This window comes from Propioniciclava sinopodophylli, assembly GCF_004324755.1.
Classification (GTDB): domain Bacteria; phylum Actinomycetota; class Actinomycetes; order Propionibacteriales; family Propionibacteriaceae; genus Propioniciclava; species Propioniciclava sinopodophylli.
In genome coordinates this window covers 26224-44577 of sequence record NZ_SDMQ01000001.1, presented here as the reverse complement: position 1 = coordinate 44577, position 18354 = coordinate 26224, and the positions used below count along the sequence as shown (strand labels likewise).

At 70.8% G+C, this 18354-nt stretch carries 16 protein-coding genes, 1 tRNA gene and 3 pseudogenes; 10 read left to right on the top strand and 10 right to left on the bottom strand.

The genetic code is table 11. From position 1 onward, the window contains the following. Window positions 1-15: 15 nt before the first annotated feature. The 5 genes and pseudogenes from ET989_RS00220 (at window position 16) to ET989_RS00200 (ending at window position 4113) form a co-directional block, all read left to right on the top strand. A complete protein-coding gene (locus tag ET989_RS00220) occupies window positions 16-696 on the top strand; it encodes a metal-dependent transcriptional regulator (protein WP_131166557.1) in 681 nt (226 codons plus the stop codon). Beyond that, a complete protein-coding gene (locus ET989_RS00215; RefSeq protein ID WP_131166556.1) occupies window positions 696-1736 on the top strand; it encodes a hypothetical protein in 1041 nt (346 codons plus the stop codon). Before ET989_RS00220 ends, ET989_RS00215 begins: the two co-directional genes overlap by 1 nt. Beyond that, window positions 1733-2533, top strand: coding sequence for a class I SAM-dependent methyltransferase (locus tag ET989_RS00210; RefSeq protein WP_131166555.1), 801 nt, complete (start codon window positions 1733-1735; stop codon window positions 2531-2533). Before ET989_RS00215 ends, ET989_RS00210 begins: the two co-directional genes overlap by 4 nt. Before the next feature lie 64 nt (window positions 2534-2597). Further along, window positions 2598-2948: pseudogene (gene trxA / locus ET989_RS00205) on the top strand (thioredoxin); the annotation flags it as partial. A 136-nt stretch (window positions 2949-3084) separates the two neighbouring features. Next, a complete protein-coding gene (locus ET989_RS00200) occupies window positions 3085-4113 on the top strand; it encodes an LLM class flavin-dependent oxidoreductase (RefSeq protein WP_131166553.1) in 1029 nt (342 codons plus the stop codon). Window positions 4114-4171: 58 nt separating this feature from the next. On the opposite strand, the gene ET989_RS00195 is transcribed toward ET989_RS00200, so the two are convergent. The 6 genes and pseudogenes from ET989_RS00195 to idi all read right to left on the bottom strand — a co-directional run. Beyond that, window positions 4172-5677 carry an FAD-dependent oxidoreductase gene (locus tag ET989_RS00195; RefSeq protein WP_131166552.1) on the bottom strand — a complete coding sequence of 502 codons (1506 nt, stop codon included), beginning with the start codon at window positions 5675-5677 and terminating at the stop codon, window positions 4172-4174. Then, complete coding sequence (locus ET989_RS00190; protein ID WP_131166551.1) at window positions 5674-6396, bottom strand: class I SAM-dependent methyltransferase; 723 nt, start codon at window positions 6394-6396, stop codon at window positions 5674-5676. Before ET989_RS00190 ends, ET989_RS00195 begins: the two co-directional genes overlap by 4 nt. Continuing rightward, entirely contained in the window at window positions 6393-7322 is a 930-nt protein-coding gene (locus ET989_RS00185; protein WP_131166550.1) for a phytoene/squalene synthase family protein, read from the bottom strand. The genes ET989_RS00190 and ET989_RS00185 overlap by 4 nt, the downstream gene beginning before the upstream one ends. After that, window positions 7319-8785: a phytoene desaturase family protein gene (gene crtI, locus ET989_RS00180; RefSeq protein WP_131166549.1), complete on the bottom strand. Its 1467-nt coding sequence runs from the start codon at window positions 8783-8785 to the stop codon at window positions 7319-7321. Before crtI ends, ET989_RS00185 begins: the two co-directional genes overlap by 4 nt. After that, window positions 8782-9702, bottom strand: a pseudogene (locus tag ET989_RS15875) (polyprenyl synthetase family protein); the annotation flags it as partial. The pseudogene ET989_RS15875 and the gene crtI, both read right to left, overlap by 4 nt. A gap of 189 nt (window positions 9703-9891) precedes the next feature. Further along, a pseudogene (gene idi, locus ET989_RS15870) lies at window positions 9892-10434 on the bottom strand (isopentenyl-diphosphate Delta-isomerase); the annotation flags it as partial. A 218-nt stretch (window positions 10435-10652) separates the two neighbouring features. Here idi and ET989_RS00170 point away from each other — a divergent pair. Next, window positions 10653-11849: a cytochrome P450 gene (locus ET989_RS00170; RefSeq protein ID WP_131166547.1), complete on the top strand. Its 1197-nt coding sequence runs from the start codon at window positions 10653-10655 to the stop codon at window positions 11847-11849. 37 nt (window positions 11850-11886) lie between these two features. Here the strand turns inward: ET989_RS00170 and ET989_RS00165 are convergent, their stop codons facing one another. Next, window positions 11887-12999, bottom strand: a complete 1113-nt coding sequence (locus ET989_RS00165; protein WP_131166546.1) for a lycopene cyclase family protein — start codon at window positions 12997-12999, stop codon at window positions 11887-11889. Window positions 13000-13116: 117 nt separating this feature from the next. Here ET989_RS00165 and ET989_RS00160 point away from each other — a divergent pair, with 117 nt between their 5' ends. Genes ET989_RS00160 through ET989_RS00150 form a run of 3 tightly spaced genes read left to right on the top strand, consistent with a single transcriptional unit; the run spans window position 13117 to window position 16597 of the window. Continuing rightward, window positions 13117-13836 (top strand): CPBP family intramembrane glutamic endopeptidase, encoded by a 720-nt coding sequence (locus tag ET989_RS00160; protein WP_131166545.1) that lies wholly within the window; start codon window positions 13117-13119, stop codon window positions 13834-13836. A gap of 1 nt (window position 13837) precedes the next feature. After that, entirely contained in the window at window positions 13838-15229 is a 1392-nt protein-coding gene (locus tag ET989_RS00155; protein WP_131166544.1) for a tryptophan-rich sensory protein, read from the top strand. 3 nt (window positions 15230-15232) lie between these two features. Next, on the top strand, window positions 15233-16597 hold the full coding sequence (locus ET989_RS00150; RefSeq protein WP_131166543.1) for a cryptochrome/photolyase family protein: 1365 nt from the start codon (window positions 15233-15235) through the stop codon (window positions 16595-16597). Here the strand turns inward: ET989_RS00150 and ET989_RS00145 are convergent. Then, window positions 16588-16995 (bottom strand): hypothetical protein, encoded by a 408-nt coding sequence (locus ET989_RS00145; RefSeq protein WP_131166542.1) that lies wholly within the window; start codon window positions 16993-16995, stop codon window positions 16588-16590. The two genes, ET989_RS00150 and ET989_RS00145, sit on opposite strands and share 10 nt — an antisense overlap. Before the next feature lie 88 nt (window positions 16996-17083). Then, the gene (locus ET989_RS00140) at window positions 17084-17503 is read right to left on the bottom strand and encodes an Hsp20/alpha crystallin family protein (protein WP_131166541.1); all 420 of its coding nucleotides are present in this window, start codon (window positions 17501-17503) and stop codon (window positions 17084-17086) included. 291 nt (window positions 17504-17794) lie between these two features. On the opposite strand from ET989_RS00140, the gene ET989_RS00135 reads away from it, so the two are divergent. Continuing rightward, entirely contained in the window at window positions 17795-18097 is a 303-nt protein-coding gene (locus ET989_RS00135; protein WP_165489954.1) for a MerR family transcriptional regulator, read from the top strand. A gap of 69 nt (window positions 18098-18166) precedes the next feature. Here ET989_RS00135 and ET989_RS00130 read toward each other — a convergent pair. Next, a tRNA-Arg gene (locus tag ET989_RS00130) sits at window positions 18167-18242 on the bottom strand. Between the last annotated feature and the right edge of the window lie 112 nt (window positions 18243-18354).

Sequence of the window (18354 nt, the reverse complement as noted above, 5' to 3'; positions counted from 1 at the left end):
CCAGAAGGAGGCGGCGTGAGTGACCTGATCGACACTACCGAGATGTACCTCCGTACGGTGTACGAGCTCGAGGAGGAGGGCGTCCCGCCCCTGCGCGCGCGCATCGCCGAGCGGTTGGCCCAGAGCGGCCCCACCGTCAGCCAGACCGTCCAGCGGATGGAGCGCGACGGCCTCCTGCACGTCGCTGACGACCGGACGATCCAGCTGACGCCGGCGGGCCGGGCCAAGGCCACCAGCGTGATGCGCAAGCACCGCCTGGCCGAGGTGCTGCTCACCGAGGTGATCGGGCTGCCGCTGGAACTCGTCCACGACGAGGCCTGCCGTTGGGAGCACGTGATCTCCGACGCCGTCGAGGAGCGCATCGTCGCCATCCTGGACGCGCCGACCCGCTCGCCCTACGGAAACCCGATCCCCGAGGCCGGCACGCTCGGCCCGTCGGGGCCGGAGACCGCCGGCCTCTGCACGCTGGCGACCGTCCTGCGCCCGGGCTCCCCCCTCAGCGTCGTGGTGGAGCGCCTCACCGAGGTCATCCAGGCCGACCCCGAGCTCATCTCCCTGCTCCACCGCTCCGGCATCGCGCCCGGAACGACCGTAACCGCCCTCCTGTCCGGCGACCGCCTCGAGCTCACGGCGTCCGACGGCCCGCAGGCGGTCGAGGCGGAGGTGGCCCACCACCTCTTCGTGCGCATCCCCTGATGGATCGCGCGCTCCTGCGTCCGCTGTTGGAGGGGCACTGGTACGACGCCCTGTCCTCGGTCCTGGACGCCGAGGTGCGGCGCGGCGCCGCGACGCCGGAGCTCGTCCGCGCCCGCGACCTGGCCACCGCCGCCAAGCGCGTCCTCGACCTGGACGCCGAGGACTTCGAGTCGATCTCGGCGGCGTTCCCGCGCGCGGAGTGGCGCGAGGGCCTCAACGGCGCCTGCTTCCCGGCGGCGCCGCGCAGCGAGGAACGCGGGGCACTGGGCTCGCTGGTGCCCCTGTACGAGCTGATGCTCGAGGTGCTCGACCTGCGAGCGCAGCGCCACGAACCGTTGCAGGTCGTCGTGACGGCGCACCTCATCGGCGAGTACCTGCCGCAACTGGCGTGGGAGTCGACCCTGGGCCACGCGGGGGACCCGCTCGTGCTGGGGGAGTACGTGAGCGAGCGCTGGGGCACCAACGACAGGGCCTGCCCCCACGGCTCGGCCCTGCGCACCACGGCCCGGCGGGCGCTGCACGCCTGCTCCGGCGACGAGGCGGGCTACCGTGCTTACCTCGACCGCTTCCACAGTCGCCAAGGCGCAGCGCTGGCCATCTGCGCCATGCACCACGAGGCCACCTCGGTGGGGGAGCGGCCCGACGTGGGCGAGACCTGCCCCAACCCGTGCTCGTGGGCCACCCGCGGCACCCTCGACCAGCAGCGCGACCTGGACGCCCGCGTCCGGCTCGCGATCATCTACCAGGCGTCCCCGATCGTGGGCCTGCGGCACCACGCCCCGGTGGGCCACTTCTTCGGCGTCCCCAGCACCACCGAGATCTCCGAGGCGTGGCTCGCGACCTGGACCCGCCTCGTCGCCCCCTGGCCGGACGGCAGCAACCCGCTCACCGCGGGGGACGTGCTGGGCCGGCCCGACCCGACCGAGGCGCTGCCGGGCATGGCGGCGCTGGTATCGGCCGTCGCCGGGGCGACGATGGGCCCGGGACGGCTGCTGCGCGAGATCGGGGCGACCATCGCGGAGTTGGAGGGGGAGTCATGAGGAAGGGTTTCGACTGGGCCGCCTACGTGCGGGGCTTCCACGACGCCGCCCCCGGCGTGACCGAGGCCGTGCTGTCGAGGACCCTCGCCGGCGGGCACACCCCCTACCGCTGGTTGGCCCGCGCCGTCTCCCCGCGCGCCCAGCTGATCGTCGACCTCGCCTGCGGCTCGGGCGCCATGTCCCGCGAGCTGGCCCTACCCGGCCGAACGGTGCTGGGCGTCGACCTGGCCGAGTCGGAACTGCGGTTGGCCTCGGAACGGTCGGAGGGTCCGTGGGTCTGCGCTGACGGCCTCGCCCTGCCGCTGGCCGACGCGTCGGTGGACGCCGTGGTCAGCTCGATGGGCGCCGTGGTGATCCAGCCGGCGCACGCCCTGTTCACCGAGGTGGGGCGCGTCCTCAGGCCCGGCGGGGTGTTCGCGTTCACCGCGCCCACCGTCCTGCCGCTGCACCCCCGCGACCTGGTCACGTCCCTGGGCGTGGTGGGACGCCTCAGGTCGCTGCCGCGGTTCCCCGGCCCCACCGAGATCACCGGCTACAAGGACGCCCTGATCGGCACCGGGCTGCGCAAGGTCGAGGACGCCCGCGAGCGCTACCACTTCGAGGTCGCCACCCTCCAGGACGCCGAGGTCATCGTGTCGGCCCTCTACCTGCCGACCACGTCGGCCCGGCGCCGCGCGGCGGCCGTCGAGTGGCTCGTCGACCGGACGGCCAAGGAGGGGCCCGTCCGCATCTCGCTGGCGATGCGCCGCTTCCTGGTACTGAAGCAGCCGGTGGCCACCCGCGGCCCGGAGTTGTAGCCACCCGGGAATGCCTCGCCCGCCCGCGGTGTTGAGGGAGGGTATCTACGAGAGGATCCATCCCATGGCCACCGTCGAGCTGACTGCCGAGAACTTCGCCAGCACGATCGAGAACTCCGACACCCTGTTCATCGACTTCTGGGCCGCTTGGTGTGGCCCGTGCCGCATGTTCGCCCCCGTCTTCGAGGGCGCCGCGGAGAAGCACACCGACGCAACCTTCGCCAAGCTCGACACCGAGGCGCAGCAGGAGATCGCGGCCGCGCTCGAGATCCAGTCGATCCCGACCCTCATGGCCTTCCGCGGCGGCGTCCTCGTCTACCGCGAGGCCGGCGCCATGAACGCCGCGGGCTTCGACCAGCTCGTCGAGGCCGTCAAGGCCCTCGACGTCGAGGAGGTCCGCCAGCAGGCCGCTGCCGCGCAGGCCGCCCACGAGGCCGGCGGCCACGCCGACCACGACCACGCCGACCACGACCACGCCGACCACGACCACGCCGACCATCAGCACTGAGACACCGGTGAGTTGAAGAATCAACTGCTTCGAGAGGCGCGTCATGGATCTCCAGTTCGGGCTCGACACCTTCGGTGACGTCACCGTCGACGGCGCGGGCAAGCCGGTCACGCAGGCCCAGGTGATCCGCGACGTCGTGGCCCAGGGCGTCCTCGCCGACTCCCTCGGCGTCGACTACTTCGCCATCGGGGAGCACCACCGCCCCGACTTCGCCGTCAGCGCGCCCGACACGGTGCTGGCTGGCCTCGCCACCGCGACCGGGAGGATCCGCCTCGGGTCGGCTGTCGTGGTGCTGTCGTCGGACGACCCGATCCGCGTGTACGAGCGCTTCGCCACCATCGACGCGCTCAGCGGCGGACGCGCCGAGCCCGTGCTGGGCCGCGGGTCCTTCATCGAGTCCTTCGGGTTGTACGGCTTCGACCTGGCCGACTACGAGAAGCTCTTCGAGGAGAAGCTCGAGGTCTTCTCGCTGCTGCGCGAGGAGGGCCCGGTCACCTGGTCGGGCACCTACCGGACGCCCCTTGCCGACGTCGATGTGTTCCCCAAGACCGAGGGCGGACGCATGCGCTCCTGGGTCGCGGTCGGCGGATCGCCGCAGTCGGTCGTCCGCGCCGCCCACCGCGGGTTCGGGCTGCAGCTCGCGATCATCGGCGGCCCCGCCCAGCGCTTCAAGCCTTTCGCCGACCTGTACCGCCGTGCGGTGGACGAGTTCGGCGTGACGACCGAGATGCCCGTCGCCGTGCACAGCCCCGGCCACGTCGCCGAGACGGACGAGCTGGCGGCCGAGCAGTTGTTCCCGCACTTCAAGGCCCAGCGTGACCGCATCGGCCGGGAGCGGGGCTGGGGGGCCATGGGGTCCGACGAGTTCACCAACGAGATCGAGCACGGCGCGCTGTACGTCGGGTCGCCGGAGACGGTGGCGGCCAAGATCGCCGCGACCGTGCGCGAACTCAAGGTCGACCAGTTCGACCTGAAGTACGCCAACGGGCCCATGCCGCACAGCCAGCTGATGAAGTCCATCGAGCTGTACGCCACGCGCGTCGTCCCGCTGGTGCGGGAGATGCTGGCCTGACGCTCGGCGACGAGCCCACCGTGCACGGTGGCAACGGAACCATCCGGGGGTCGGGACCTCAGCGGGCCAGGAGTCCGCGGGTCGGGACGGTCCACAGGCCCTCGCCCTGGACTCCCCATCGCTGGAGCAATGCGTTCGCTGCCAGGATCCCGGTCGTTGCGGCGCGCTCCATCAGCGCCACGGGATAATCGCTGCGTACCCAGTCGCCGGCCAGGACGAGCCAGGAGGCAGGTGTCTCCACCCCCGGACGGTCGTTCCACGGGGATGGGGTGATGAGGGTGCAGTCGTCCTGAACCAGCACCTCGCTGTGCAGCGTCCCCATGTGCGCCGTCTCAGGGAAGACCCGGTGCAGCTCGCTGGTCAGGTGCTGGACGAGGCGGTCGGTCGAGCCCTCGTTCCCGAGAACGTCCGGGTCGCACGCGTAGGCGTGCAGTTCCACGACGGATCCTCCGTGTGTCCGGCTCCAGGCGGCGGCTCCTGCCTCGAAACGTTCCAGCACCGAAACGTTGTCGAGCGCGCCGTAGCCGCTGGTGCCCAGGAAGGCGGGGCGCTGTGGGGCGACCAGCGCATCGAGCCACAGCCGCACCACGGCGAACGGGGGTGCGTTGACCGTCTCGGCGACCCGACGCGTGAACGCGTCCATCGGCCCAGAGGGGTCGCCGATGCCGGCCACCAGGGAGCGGGCAGCGCGGGGGTCGGTGGCCAGGACGACGGCGTCCGCCTCGATGAGCTCGCCGTGGTCGGTCCGGGCTCCGGCCGGGCCGATGGTGCTCACGCGGACGCCGGTGCGTACCTCCACGCCGAGCCGGGCCAGGTAGTGGCCGAGGGGTTGCCACAGGGCGGTGTCGTAGTCGTCGTCGGGGACGTCGAACAGGAGTCCTTCGGCCGAGCCCATGAAGTAGGTGTGGAACATGGCGACCAGTTCGCCGGCGGCGAAGTCGTTCGGATCGGCGAAGAAGGAGCGTGCGAACACCTCGAGGGCGAGGTCGCGTGCGTCGGCGGGGAAGCGCAGTCGGTCCAGGAACGCGGCGGCCGATTCGCCGTCGTAATGGCTGTAGGTGTCGGGGAAGCGGACGCGCAACAGCTCCAGGGCGGCGGGTACGTCGACCTTCGCCAGGGACGCGAGTGTGAATGAGGGGCTCCGGGCGACAAACCCCATGACGCTGAACGGTGGCGTCCTGGGGATGTTGTTGAAGGAGTCCCGCATTCCGTCGGGACGCTGCAGTGGGTAGTCGCGTATCGGGATCAGCCGTGCCAGGTCGGGGTCGGGTCGGCCCAGCACCGCCCGTAGGTTGTAGTACTGGCGGAAGAAGGCGTGGAAGCCGCGACTCATGGTGCGTCCGTCCTCGAGCGGCCACGCGGCGACGCGTCCGCCGAGTCGGGGTGATGCCTCCACCAGCGTCACTCGGACTCCACGTTCGGCCAGGATCGTGGCGGCCGACAGGCCGGCGATGCCGCCTCCGACGACGACGACCTTCGCTTCGCCCGTCAAGCGCTCGGCACCGGAGGGACCGGGGTGGTGGACGGCGCGCCGATCGCGGCCGGGGCGGGCGGGTCGCTTCATGCGGTCTCCTGGGGCTTGCGGGCCATGTAGAGGTGGAGGATGCCGTGTTGCCAGCCGGGCACACTCCGGGTGGCGATGTCCACGAAGCCGGCGGTGTGGAGCTGCTCCATGAAGTCCGTCGGTGTGTCGAACTCCATCACGCTGCGCCAGAGGTAGGTGTACAGCGAGGGGTTGCGGTCGAGCAGGGCTCCGAGCGGGATGATGACCAGCCAGCTCACGATGCTCCACACCAGTTGCGCGCGGAATCGCTCGCGCACGGAGTACTCGACGACGGTCAGGGTGCCGCCGGGTGTGAGCAGCGCCTGGATCTCCGCCAGTGCGTCTCGGCGTTGAACGGGCGTGAGGTTGCGGAAGAGATAGGCCGACAGGATGCCGTGGTGGGTTCCGGGCTGCCACGCTTGGGTGTCCAGCGAGCCGGCGGTGGCCTCGGCGAAGGTGACCGACGCAGGCCAGTGTTTGGCGCGGGCGCGGCTGAGCATGCCGGGGGAGGCGTCCAACCCTTGGATGTGGGTGTCGGGTGGGGTTGCGTCCACCAGTGCTCGGGTCGATGCTCCCGAACCGCAGGCGAGGTCGAGGAGGCGCCATGGTCCGGGCTGGCCGCGCAGCGCGTCCACCAGTGATGCGGCTGCCCTGCGCAGATGGGCGTGGTAGCCGGGGTTGAGGGCCACCATGAGGTCGTAGTGCCGCGCCCCGCGGTCGAACGCTGCTCGGGTGCTCATCGTTGCTGGTGGCGGTCCACGCGGCCTCGCACGCCGGTCCAACGCGAGGGGCGTAGCGCGCCGACTGCGGCTTGGCGACCGAACAGGGCCAGCTTCTCGTGGGCGGGTACCCGGATGCGTCCGTTGAAGACGTCGTAGTCGGCTGCTTCGATCCGGTCGAGGATCCGTTGGTACAGGGTCAGGGCGGTGCCAACGCAGCGGCGCGAGGCTTCGGGCAGATAGGGCAGGCCATCGGCTGCGTGGGCGTACAGCGTGCGGTTGCGGGTCACCTGCTCGGCCATGAACGTGCGCCACTGCGGCGTCACCTGGCGCAGGTGGGGGGCGGCGCCGTGCCTGGCGAGCTCGTCCTGGGGCAGGTAGACGCGGCCACGGCTGAGATCCTCGTCGACGTCACGCAGGAAATTGGTGAGTTGAAAGGCCAATCCCAGAGAGCGTGCGTGGTCGCGGGCAGCGTCGCTGGTGGGTTCCAGGACGGGCAGCATCATCTCTCCGATGACGGCCGCCGAGCCCTCCATGTAGCCGTCGCGGAGCGCGGGCCACGTGGGCCAGGTGGAGTGGGTCAGGTCGAGCGCCATGGCGTCGAAGAACCGCTCGAAGCACTCGGGGTCGGTGCCGCGTCGCCGCACGCTGTCGATCACCGAGGCCATCACCGGTTCGTCTGAGGTGCCGCGGGCCAATGCCGCGAAGAACCAGGCGCGGAACGCGTCGAGACGCTCCGTCGGGGTGCCGTGGGCCGGCACCGATGGGTGGGGGGTCTTGTCCGGCTCGTCGACGATGTCGTCGGCCAGTCGGCACAGCGCGTAGACCGCGTGCACGTCCCGGCGCTGGGGTGGGGGCAGGAGCAGGGCGCCCCAGTAGTACGTGGTGCCGTGCTCGCGGGTGAGGCGTGCGGCGGTGCGGTACCCCTCCTCCAGCAGGGTGCTCACCTGGTCATCTCCGCAACGCGTCGGGCGGCGAGCTTCCCGGAGATGAGCACCATGGGGATACCCACACCGGGGGTGGTGCTCGACCCGGCGAAGACCAGGCCCTTCACGCGCTTGTCGACGTTCTTGGCCCGGAAGGGGCCGGTCTGGCGGAACGTGTGGGCGAGCGCGAACGGGGTTCCTGCTGCCATGCCCTGGGCCAGCCAGTCCTGGGGGGTGACCAACTCCTCGGTCACGATGTCGGTGGGGTAGCCCCAGCGCTGCAGGTCGGTGAGCATGCGTTCGCGCAGGCGGGGGCCTTCGCTGGGCCAGTCGAGCCGGCCCACCTCCAGGTTGGGGGTGGGTTCCAGGACGTAGAGGCTGGTGCAGCCCTCGGGTGCCGCGTCGCGGTCGTGCAGGGACGGGACGGCCACGAAGCGGGAGGGGTCGGCCATGGGACGCCCGCGCCGGAGCAGGTCGTCGAAGGCGTCGTGCCACTGCTGCCCGAAGTGGATGTTGTGGTGGGCGGCCTCCGGCGGTGGGGCGCCCTTGACGCCCAGGTGCCACACCACGCACGAGGGGGAGTAGCGCCCCCGCGCGGCGACGCGGGGTGTGGGGACCTCGGGGAGGAGCTCTTCGTAGGCGACCGGGAGGTCCAGCGTGCAGACCACGGCATCCGCGTTCAGGCGTTCTCCACCGGTCAGCAGCACGCCGGTGGCTCGCCCCTGCGCGCAGGTGATGCGGTCCACGGTGGCCCCGTAGTGGAACGCGACCCCGGCGTCCATGGCGGCCTGCGCCATCGCATCGGGGACCGCGCGCATGCCTCCTTCGGGGAACCAGACGCCCTCGACCGAGTCCATGTAGGTGATGACGGCGTACAGCGCCAGCGCCTGGGCGGGCGCGAGGCCGGCGTACATCGCCTGGAAGCTGAAGATGCGGTGGAGGCGCGGGTCGGAGAAACGGCGCTCGATGGCGGGACCGAGGCGTTCGAAGCCGCCCAGCGCCACCAGACGGGCGGCCGCGACCGGGTTGCGCAGCAGGTCGGTCGGGCGGTCGAAGTTCACGTCGATGAAGTGGGGCAGTTCCGCCAGGTACAGCTTGCGCAGCCAGACGACGAACTCCTCGTAGGCGGCGGCGTCGACCGACCCGCACTCGCGGGCGATCTCGGCGCGCATCGCCTCCACTCCGTGGCGCACGTGGAGGGTGGAGCCGTCGTCGAAGCACGCACGGTAGGCCGGGTCGAGCAGCTGCATCGTCAGGTAGTCGTCCGCGCGGCGACCCACCGCCCGGAAGGCCTGGTCGAGCAGGTCCACCATGGTGAACACGGTCGGGCCGGAGTCGAAGGTGAACCCGTCGCGCTCGATGCGGCCGCTCCGCCCGCCGGGCACGGCAGCACGCTCGAGCACCGTGACCTGGTGACCCTGCCCCCGCAGGTGCAGCGCAGCGGACAGGCCGGACAGGCCGGCTCCGATGACGAGTACGTTCATGCGTCCCTCCAGGCGATGGCGCGGGCCGCGGATCGCAGCCCCTCGATGCCGGCTTCGGTGAGCTGGCCGTGGGCGAGGCAGGCGTCGGCGCGGGCCACGGCGTCCTCAATCATGGTTTCGATGTCGTCGCGGACGCCGGTGGATACCAGGGCATCACTCACCACGGTGACGTCGCCCGGGCGAAGATCCACGGTCCCGAGGCGGGTGAGTGCCTCGCGGGCGGGACCTTCCAGGCGCTCGAAGGCCAGTGCGAGGATCACCGTTGCCTTGCCCTCGGCCAGATCGTCGCCAGCCGGCTTCCCGGTGAGCGCCGGGTCGCCCCAAATCCCCAGCTGATCGTCACGCAGGGCGAAGGCGCGGCCGATGTGCTCCCCCCATTGCTGCAGTGCGGCGCACGTGCCCTCCTCGGCGTCCGCAGCGAGCGCGCCCAACTGCAGGGGGCGCTCGATGGTGTACATGCCCGACTTGAGCCGGGCGATGTGCTCGGCGTGGGCAAGGTCACGTCGACCTGCCGCGGCGCCGGTGAGATCGGCGCGTTGCCCGACCATCAGCTCGACGCAGAGCTCGAACCACAGGCGGCGCAGGCGGAGGGGGAGCGGCTGGACGAGGCTGTCGGCCAGCGTGTGCGCCAAGTCACCCAGGAGCATGGCGAGGTTGACCCCGAAGGCGTTGGGCTCACCGGCGGCGCCCGCCTGCCGGTGCCATTCGGCGGCCTCGACGTGTGCCGCCGGCATCCCGCGACGTGACCCCGACTCATCCATGATGTCGTCGTGCACCATGGCGAACAGGTGCAGGGTCTCCAGGGCCGCGGCGATCCGGATCAGCCCCGGATAATCGGGGCCGGCGATGTCACCGCCGGCCGCCACGAAGGCCCAGTGGAGCATGGTGGCGCGCAGGCGCTTGCCGCGCCCCACGAGCAGGCGTTCGAGCCAGGCCGGCAGGTCGTCAGGGAGCACCTCGACGCCCTCGGCACGGTTGGTCCGCTCCCAGGTGCCGGCCAGGTCGCGCAAGGTGGTGGTCAGCAGCCCGTCCACGCGGTCGATGAAATCCGTGGCCGAGGGGGCCGGGGCGCACGAGGCGCCCTCGAGCGCGAGCGCGACACGGGGCACCTGGAGGACGCTCCACGGGCTGTACACAGCGGGGGTGGCGGTGATCGCGGCCACCAGGTCCTCCCACCTCACCCAAGCGTGCTCAGCGACCTCGTCCGGGTCGGGGGTGACGCGGGAGGAGGAGACGTGGCCGATGAAGACGGGGCAGAACTCGTTCTCCACGATTCCGCTGGCGTCCACTGCCCGATCACGGAAGTCGGGCACCGCCGGGAGCAGCTCGGTGACCTCCAGGCCCAGTTCCTCGCTCACGCGCCGCCGGGCCGCCGTCTCGATGTCCTCGCCCGGAAGCGGGTGCCCGCAGCAGCTGTTGGTCCACACGCCCGGCCAGGTGGCCTTGTGGAGGGCACGCCGCGTGATCAGCACCCGGCCCTCGGGATCGAACAGGTAGGTGGAGAAGGCGAGGTGGAGCGGGGTCTGGCGAGTGTGGACACTACGCCGGTCGGCGGCGCCGACGGGCTGGCCCTGCTCGTCGAGAAGCACGACTTCGTCGGCGACGGCGACGTCGGGTTCGCGCGGCGCAGAGTCTTGCCGGACGGGCATCTGAAGTTCCAAGGTTCGTCCAATCGTGCGCGGTCGCTGTCCGGGGGAACACCAAATCGTTGCAGAAAGCAACCTGTCTACTGCCCCCTCGTCGCCACTCTAGTTCAGACAATGAAGGAAATAACCCCGCCAAAGAAGGATCGCCCGACGCTGCTCGGAGGCGGCTGGGTCTGGGGTCAGATCACCTAGAGTGGCGGGGACACCCACGGAGGAGTGTGATGGAGCCGGACCCTGGCCACCGCAAGGCGCACCGCCCCGGAGAGGGCGCCGGGCCGCGTATCGAGCGCCGGGGCCGTACTGTTCGCGTCCGATCGCTCGAGGCCGCCAGACAGGTGCTGCGGGCGCGTCAGCGCACGACCCAAGCTGGGTTCACCGCCGAGTCCATCCCGCAGGGCGTCCTGAAGCACCATCCCATCCTGATGTCGGACGGTCCGCTCCACGACCAGCAGCGCACGAAGGTGGCCCGCTTCTTCGCCCCCTCCGTGGTGCGCGAGCGGTACACCGACCTGATGGAGTCGTGCGCCGAGCGGATCGTCGCAGAGGCCGTGTCCTCACCTCGGTGCCGACTCGACGACCTCGCCCTGTTCTACTCCGTGGAGGTCACCGCCCAGGTCGTCGGGCTGACCGGCTCCGACGTTCGCTCGATGGCGCGTCGCCTCGTGACGTTCTTCAACCAGCCACCCTTCGATCTCGACCAACCGGGCCTGGGGCGCACGCGCCGCCAGTGGATGCAGGCGGCGGTCAACGGTCTCGTGCCGCTGGTCCGCTTCTACGTCGCCGACGTCCGGCCCGCCGTCCGGGCTCGCCGCCGGGAGCCCGCCAACGACGTGATCAGCCACCTCATCGCGGAGGGATACACCGACACCGACATCCTCGTCGAGTCCGTGACCTACGGGACCGCAGGCATGGTCACCACGCGCGAGTTCATCTGCATGGCTGCTTGGCACCTCCTGACCGATGACTCCCTTCGGGGCCGGTTCCTCGAGGGCGAGCAGGAGGAAAGGCTTGCGATCCTGAACGAGGTCATCCGGCTGGAGCCCGTCGTCGGCCACCTGTACCGCCGTGTTCACGAGGGCTTCACCATCCGCGACCGGGACACCCAGGTGGCGCTGGAGCCCGGGGACCTCGTCGACGTGCACGTCCGCAGCACCAACATCGACCTCGACGCGGTCGGCGACCAGCCGTTGAACGTGTGTCCGGATCGGCAGAGGGCCCGCGGCGTCGACCCGGCCGGGATGACGTTCGGTGACGGGGCCCACAAGTGTCCTGGCCAACCGCTCGCGTTGCTGGAGGCCGATGCCCTGCTCGTGCGCCTCTTGGCGCGCGAGGTCCGGATCGTGCGAGAACCTTCGATCGATTGGGATGACCTGATCGAGGGGTACACACTGCGCGACTTCGAACTCCAGGTGCGGTGAAGCCCAGCACGGGTGCGAGCGGGTGGAGCGCCGCGAATCAGCGCCCGAACGTCGCTGCCACCAAACGACGTTGGGCCTTCCCGGGCATGCGCCGGAAGATGCCCCACATGGCACCCAGGACGCTGAGTGCGCTGCTCTGGCGGGACAGGAACGCACGTTGCTGGCCGGGACGTAGCCGTCCGAAAGCGTCGAAGAGCTCGATGGTGGTGTCGGAATCCAGACGGAGCAGCGCCCGCAACGCGAGGGACCGCACGTGGTCGCCGGCGCGCGTGGGATCCGGAACAGGAGTGCGCCCGGCAGCGATGGCGGAGGCCAGGCGTGGGGCGCTGGCCAGCGCGTGCGCGACCGAGTACCCGCTGACCGGATGGCCTCCGCGCCCCGCCGTGCCGATCGCGACCACCCCCGGCGGGGGAGGGGCGCCGCGGCCGAGCATGGGGATGCGCACGACCTCGCGGCCCGACGGGGTGGCGATCGCTGCGGGGTCGACGCCGCGACGCTCGAGCCGTCGCCCCAGCCGCACCTTCAGCGTGTCGATCGGGACGCCCGGGGCAGCGGCGAGACAGGTCTCCTCCAGCAGCACCTGACCGTCGCCCAACGGCAGCGCGTACAGGAACGACGCAGGATCCTCGGGGCGGTCGGGGTCGGCCGCCCAGTCCGGGGTGAAGTCCATCAGGAACCCCTCGGCGTGGCCCAGGGCGGGCGCGGCCAGAGCGCTCGGGAGGACGATGCCGTACGCCGTCTGATGGGGGGTGGGGTCGTCCAGGACCCTGCCGTCCGGCCGGGCACCCCGCGCGTCAACGACGACGCGTGCGCGCCCCGACAGGGCCAACACGTCGTCGTCGTCCAGCCTCGATCGCTCGATCTCGACGCCGGTGAGGGGGAGGGCCGCCTGGAGGGCTGGGTTGTCCAGGATCACGTACGTGCGCGTCAGGTCGTGTGCCGCTCGCCCCCGGATCTCGGGGTGATCCACGCGCGCCCTCACCACGGTCGTGGGGAGGTCGCCCAACTCGTCCGCCCACATTCCGAACGTGGGAGCCCACACGGCATCGGGGTGGGGATCCACCGCGAGCACCTGCAGGCCCGCGCTGGCGCAGGCCGACGCGAGGGCCCTGCCGGCCGGGCCCAGGCCCACGATCGCGACATCGAACACCCGGCCACCCTAACCCCGCGTCATGTCCAAGGTGGTTGGGTCGCGATGCCGATCACGCCTAGTGTGGGGACATGACCACGGCCCCCCGCACCCAGACGCCCCGGCAGGGCTGCTGAGATGGCGGCGATCGAGGAGTTCCGCGCCTTCCTGGCGGCGTCGTTGGTCACCCCGGTCGAGCGCACCCGCACCGAGAGCGTGTCAGCTCGGCGCCGCCGTCGGGTCGTGGTGGGCGTCACCGTCGTCCTGGGCGCGGTCGGCCTCGGGCTGGCCCTGGCCGTCCGGCCCGGCGACCCGCTGTTCTACCTGGCATCGCTCGGCGTCGCCCTGTTGTGGATCGCCGGTGCGATCGTGTCCGGCCCCCTCCATCTCGGCGCGGCGCGGACCCGCAGCGGGGACACCAGCCTCGGTCTGCTGCAAGGGTTCCTGCTGGGGATCCTGCTGCTGGCCGTCTTCCTGGTCGGGGCTCTGGTCGTCGCGCAGGTGCCGATCCTGCGGGGACCCGTCGAGGGGTTGCTGGACCACGCCCGCTACGGCGCCCTGTGGGTCGTGGCCCTGGTCACGGCGGTCAACGGGATCGCCGAGGAACTGTTCTTCCGCGGTGCCCTCTACGCCGCTCTGCCCCCGCGCATCAACGCCTTGGGCAGCACCGCCCTCTACGCGGCGTCCACCTTGTTCTCGGGGGTGCTGCTGCTCACCTTCGCCGCCATCTGCCTCGGGTTGCTGACCGCAGCCCAGCGGCGCGTGACCGGTGGCGTGCTGGGCCCCATCGCCTCGCACCTGACCTGGTCGATGGGGATGCTCTTCCTACTACCACCCGTCTTCGCCCTGGGAGGCTGATATGCCTGATCGCACCGCCCTCGTCACGGGGGCATCCGGCTACGTCGGATCCCAACTCGTGCCCGCCCTCCTGGAACAGGGATGGACCGTCCGGGTCCTGGCGCGCAACCCCGGAGGACTCGAGCAGGCGTGGCGCGACCGGGTGGACGTCGTGCAGGGCGACGCGACCGATCCGGACGCGCTGGCTGAGGCACTGGCGGGCTGCCGGGTGGCGTACTACCTGCTGCACTCGATGGACGGCAAGGGTGACTATCGTGACCGGGACCGCCGGCTGGCCCGCCGGTTCGCCGACAGCGCCCGCGCCGCCGAGGTGGGCCGCATCGTCTATCTGTCGGGATTACACCCCCAGGGCAGGCTGTCCGACCACCTCGCCTCCCGCGTCGAGGTGGGGGAGATCCTTTTGGAGTCCGGTGTCCCGACGGCTGTTCTGCAGGCGGGGGTGGTCCTCGGTGAGGGGTCGGCGTCCTTCGACATGCTGCGCCACCTCACCGAGCGTCTTCCCGTCTCGTTCGGACCCAAGTGGCTGCGCAACCGCATCCAGCCCATCGCGGTGAGCGACGTCGTCCACTACCTCGTGCGCGCGGCCGACCTGGATCCGGGCGTGAACCGGACGATCGACGTCGGCATGCCCGAGCAGTTGACCTACCTCGAGATGATGCGCCGCTACGCCGCTGCCACGGGCCTGGGACCCCGCCTGGTGGGGACGGTGCCGGTGTTGACGCCCCGCCTGGCGTCGCTGTGGGTCGGACTCGTCACCCCCGTCCCGGCCGGTATCGCCCGGCCGTTGGTGGGCAGTCTCATCCACGATGCGGTCAAGTCAGAGGATGACGCCGCGACCCTCCTCGGGGACCCCGAAGGGGGCCTGAAGGGCTTCGAGGACGCCATCGCCCTGGCAACCCGGGACATCGACCCCCACCGCTGGGGCAGGACGCTGGCAACCGTGTCAGCAGCGGTCGCGGCGACCGCTGTGGCCGGTTCCCTGCTCACCGACCCGGACAGCGCCTGGTACCGGTCGCTGCGCAAGCCAACGTGGCAGCCCCCGGCCAGCGCGTTCCCGATCGTGTGGACCGGTCTCTACGCGATCATCGCGGTGGCGACCACCGCCGCGATCACCGAAGCCGAGGAGGCCGGCGACCTCGAAAAGGCCGCGGACCTCCGCCGGTCGTTGGCGGTGAACCTTCCGCTCAATGCTGCCTGGAGCGGGGTCTTCTTCCGATCGCGCAACCTGCCCGCTGCGACCCTGGGCGCCGCGGCGCTGGCCGCCTCGTCCGCCGATCTTGCCCGCCGAGCCGCCGCGACTGGGTCCGGCAAGGCGGTCGGGCTGGGGCTCTACGCCGCCTGGTGCGGGTTCGCGACGGCGCTGTCGGCTGAACTAGCCCGCCTGAACCGGTGACCGATGGCTGAGATCGTCTGGCTCCGCCGCGACCTGCGGCGCAGTGACCTGCCCACGCTGGGGGCCGCGACCGCCCTGGGTGGTGAGGTGGCCATCGTGTTCGTCCTGGACCCGGATGGTTGGGCTGCCCTCGGGGCACCCAAGCGCACGTTCACGGCGCGCACCCTGCTGGCGACCCGAGCGGCCTATGAGGGCCGGCTCACCCTGAGGCGGGGTGATCCCGTGAAGGTGATACCCGCCCTGTCCCGCGAGTTCGCCGCCCCCAGTGTCCATGTGTCGGCGGAGACCGAGCCGGACGGAGCGGCCCGCGACGCGAGGGTGGAGGCCGCCCTCGCGGCGTCGGGGGTGTCGCTGGTCCGCACCGGCAGCCCGTATGCAGTCACCCCCGGAAGGGTGCGCCGCAAGGATGGCTCGCCCTACCGGGTCTTCACCCCGTTCAGCGCGGCGTGGTTCGAGCACGGCTGGAGGCCACCGGCCGAGGAGCCGGCCGGACTGCGGCTGGCTGCCGACCGCAGCGACCCGGACGCCTGGGCCGAGGTCGAACGTGCCGCGGCGGTACGGGACGTGGCGCTCCCCGACGCCGGGGAGGAGGTTGCCCTCGACGCGTGGCACCGGTTCCTCGCTGGACCGCTGGGCACCTACGACGCCGACCGCAACCGACCCGACCTCGACGGCACCTCCCGCCTGTCGCCCCACCTGTCGGTCGGGGCGATCCACCCCCGCACGTTGCTCGCCGACCTCCAGGCGCACGGCGGCCGGGGGGCGGATCGTTTCCGGACCGAGCTGGCGTGGCGCGAGTTCTATGCCGACGTGCTGCACCACCACCCGGCTTCGGCGACGGACGACCTCAACCACTCCCTCGCCGACCTTGCCTACGACGAAGTTCCCGACCGCGTCGCGGCCTGGAAACAGGGACGCACCGGGTACCCCATCGTGGACGCGGGCATGCGCCAACTGTTGGGCGAGGGGTGGGTGCACAACCGCGTGCGGATGGTGACGGCCAGCTTCCTGGTCAAACACCTGCACACACGCTGGCAGGTGGGGGCCGAGCACTTCCTGAAGCACCTCGCGGACGCCGACCTGGCCTCCAACCAGCACGGCTGGCAATGGGTCGCCGGCACCGGCACCGACGCGGCCCCCTACTTCCGGGTGTTCAACCCCACGCTGCAGGGCGAGCGCTTCGACCCCGAGGGTGACTACGTGCGCCGCTGGGTCCCCGAACTGCGCGGCATCCCGGGGTCGGCCGTCCACCAGCCGTGGAAGCTCCCCGCCCAGGCGCGCGGCGACTACCCCGACCCGCTGGTCGACCTGCGTGTCGAGCGCGCCGAGGCGTTGGGCCGGCTGGCCGCCAGCCGAGTTCAGGGCTGAGGGGGTTGGGGTGGCGCCTCTTGTCCGGAGGCTTCCGGGGTGAGTGGCATGATGGCCCATCCCTCAGAGAGCGTCCCGGGGGCGAGCTCACGGCGGTCCCCCGGGTTGAGACTGGCCAAGGAGAGCGCCTCCCAGAACTCCGGGTGACGTTCGCAGTGGAGGATGGCGGTGATGTGGCCGCGGATGGGCGCCTTGGAGCGGTGCGCCGTCACTTGGATGTAGCGGTGGCCCGAGTGGGTGGCGCGCCAGGCCAGAACCTGGGGTTTGTGGAGGATGAGCGTCCAAGCGAGGAGCTCTGAGGGCGACTCGACGGTGGCTGTGACGTCTCCGACGATGTCGAGCTCGCGGCTGATGCGGAGGAGGATCGCAAGTTCACGAGCTTCCTTGGACGGGTACATTTCTCTCCTTCCTGTGGGGCGTTGGTCGGACTTCAGGGGGTCGGGACGCATCCCGACCCCCTGAGGACTCCAGAATTGCGGCGTCCGTTCAGGCGCTGATCTCCTTGGCGGTATCGCCGGACGTGATCTCGACCTTGCGTGGCTTGGCCTTCTCGGCGATGGGAATCCGGATCGTGAGCACGCCTGCGTCGTAGTTGGCGGAGAGCCGTTCGGCGTCCAGCGTCTCGCCCAGGAAGAGCTGACGGCTGAACACCCCGTAGCTGCGCTCGTCCACGATGCGCTCGGTGTCATCGGCGGGGGGCCTGCGCTCCGCGTGAACGGTGAGCACGTTCTGCTCCACCATCAGGTCGATCGAGTCGGCCGAGACCCCTGGCAGGTCGAGTTCGACCACGAACGAGCCATCGTCCCGGTAGGCCGTCATGGGCATGGCGGCCGGGCGGGCGCGCGTGCCCAACATGGCCTCGGCCAGACGGTCGAAGTCCCGGAACGGATCGGTGCGCATCAACATGGGTTCTTCCTCCTAACCGTGTGCTCTGAAGAGCACTGCGCCGGTACTCTTCAGATTATCTAAACTGGATACTTCAGATTTTGGTTGGCCTGTGCAAAGATGTCAAGCATCACGTCGGAGAAGTCGGGGCAGGTCGGATCGGGGAGTCATGGAGGGGAAGCGAGCGGAGGCGCTGCGGTTGCTGGGTGTGTCGAAGCGCTCCGACGCGGCCGAGCGGTTCGCCGCCATTTCTGCCGCCTACCAGATCGCGCACGTAGCAGGAGACAGGCGTCACGGACTCGGAGGTGCGCCATGGTGGATCTGAACACCGACCGGGCCCTGTACTCGATCTCCGTCGCCGCGGAAGTGACCGGGGTGAACCCTCAAATGCTTCGCATCTACGAGCAGAAGGGCTTGCTCGAGCCCCACCGCACCGAGGGTGGAACTCGTCGTTACAGCACTCGGGAACTGGAGCGGATTGGCGAAATCGCGAGCCTGCTCGCTGCTGGGCTCAACCTCGCAGGAGTCGCGCAAGTGCTGTTGCTGCGTGCCGAGAACCTCGAACTACGCCGCGAGATCGAGCATCTCCGTCGAAAGCCGCCCTCGTCGACGTGACCCCCGCGTTTTGGCCCGGTCGGTGCTGGCCGAATCCGGGTGAACCCTGTAGCCAGAGCGGAGTTCAGGTGGCGGCCCCGGGAGGATTCGAACCTCCGACACATGGTTTAGGAAACCACTGCTCTATCCCCTGAGCTACGGGGCCAGCCCCGCCATCCTAGGGGGTCGCGGAGGCTCTCGGCCTCCGGGCGCCACATGCCCTACTCCGTGTGGGGTGGGGTGATGCTGATCGGTGCGAAAGTTGAAGAGTTATCTAC

Coding starts and splice junctions, on each gene's coding strand:
- ET989_RS00215 (WP_131166556.1), top strand. CDS start 696: ATGGATCGCGCGCTCCTGCGTCCGCTGTTGGAGGGGCACTGGTACGAC.
- ET989_RS00210 (WP_131166555.1), top strand. CDS start 1,733: ATGAGGAAGGGTTTCGACTGGGCCGCCTACGTGCGGGGCTTCCACGAC.
- ET989_RS00200 (WP_131166553.1), top strand. CDS start 3,085: ATGGATCTCCAGTTCGGGCTCGACACCTTCGGTGACGTCACCGTCGAC.
- ET989_RS00195 (WP_131166552.1), bottom strand. CDS start 5,677: ATGAAGCGACCCGCCCGCCCCGGCCGCGATCGGCGCGCCGTCCACCAC.
- ET989_RS00190 (WP_131166551.1), bottom strand. CDS start 6,396: ATGAGCACCCGAGCAGCGTTCGACCGCGGGGCGCGGCACTACGACCTC.
- crtI (WP_131166549.1), bottom strand. CDS start 8,785: ATGAACGTACTCGTCATCGGAGCCGGCCTGTCCGGCCTGTCCGCTGCG.
- ET989_RS00170 (WP_131166547.1), top strand. CDS start 10,653: ATGGAGCCGGACCCTGGCCACCGCAAGGCGCACCGCCCCGGAGAGGGC.
- ET989_RS00160 (WP_131166545.1), top strand. CDS start 13,117: ATGGCGGCGATCGAGGAGTTCCGCGCCTTCCTGGCGGCGTCGTTGGTC.
- ET989_RS00155 (WP_131166544.1), top strand. CDS start 13,838: ATGCCTGATCGCACCGCCCTCGTCACGGGGGCATCCGGCTACGTCGGA.
- ET989_RS00150 (WP_131166543.1), top strand. CDS start 15,233: ATGGCTGAGATCGTCTGGCTCCGCCGCGACCTGCGGCGCAGTGACCTG.
- ET989_RS00145 (WP_131166542.1), bottom strand. CDS start 16,995: ATGTACCCGTCCAAGGAAGCTCGTGAACTTGCGATCCTCCTCCGCATC.
- ET989_RS00140 (WP_131166541.1), bottom strand. CDS start 17,503: ATGTTGATGCGCACCGATCCGTTCCGGGACTTCGACCGTCTGGCCGAG.
- ET989_RS00135 (WP_165489954.1), top strand. CDS start 17,795: ATGGTGGATCTGAACACCGACCGGGCCCTGTACTCGATCTCCGTCGCC.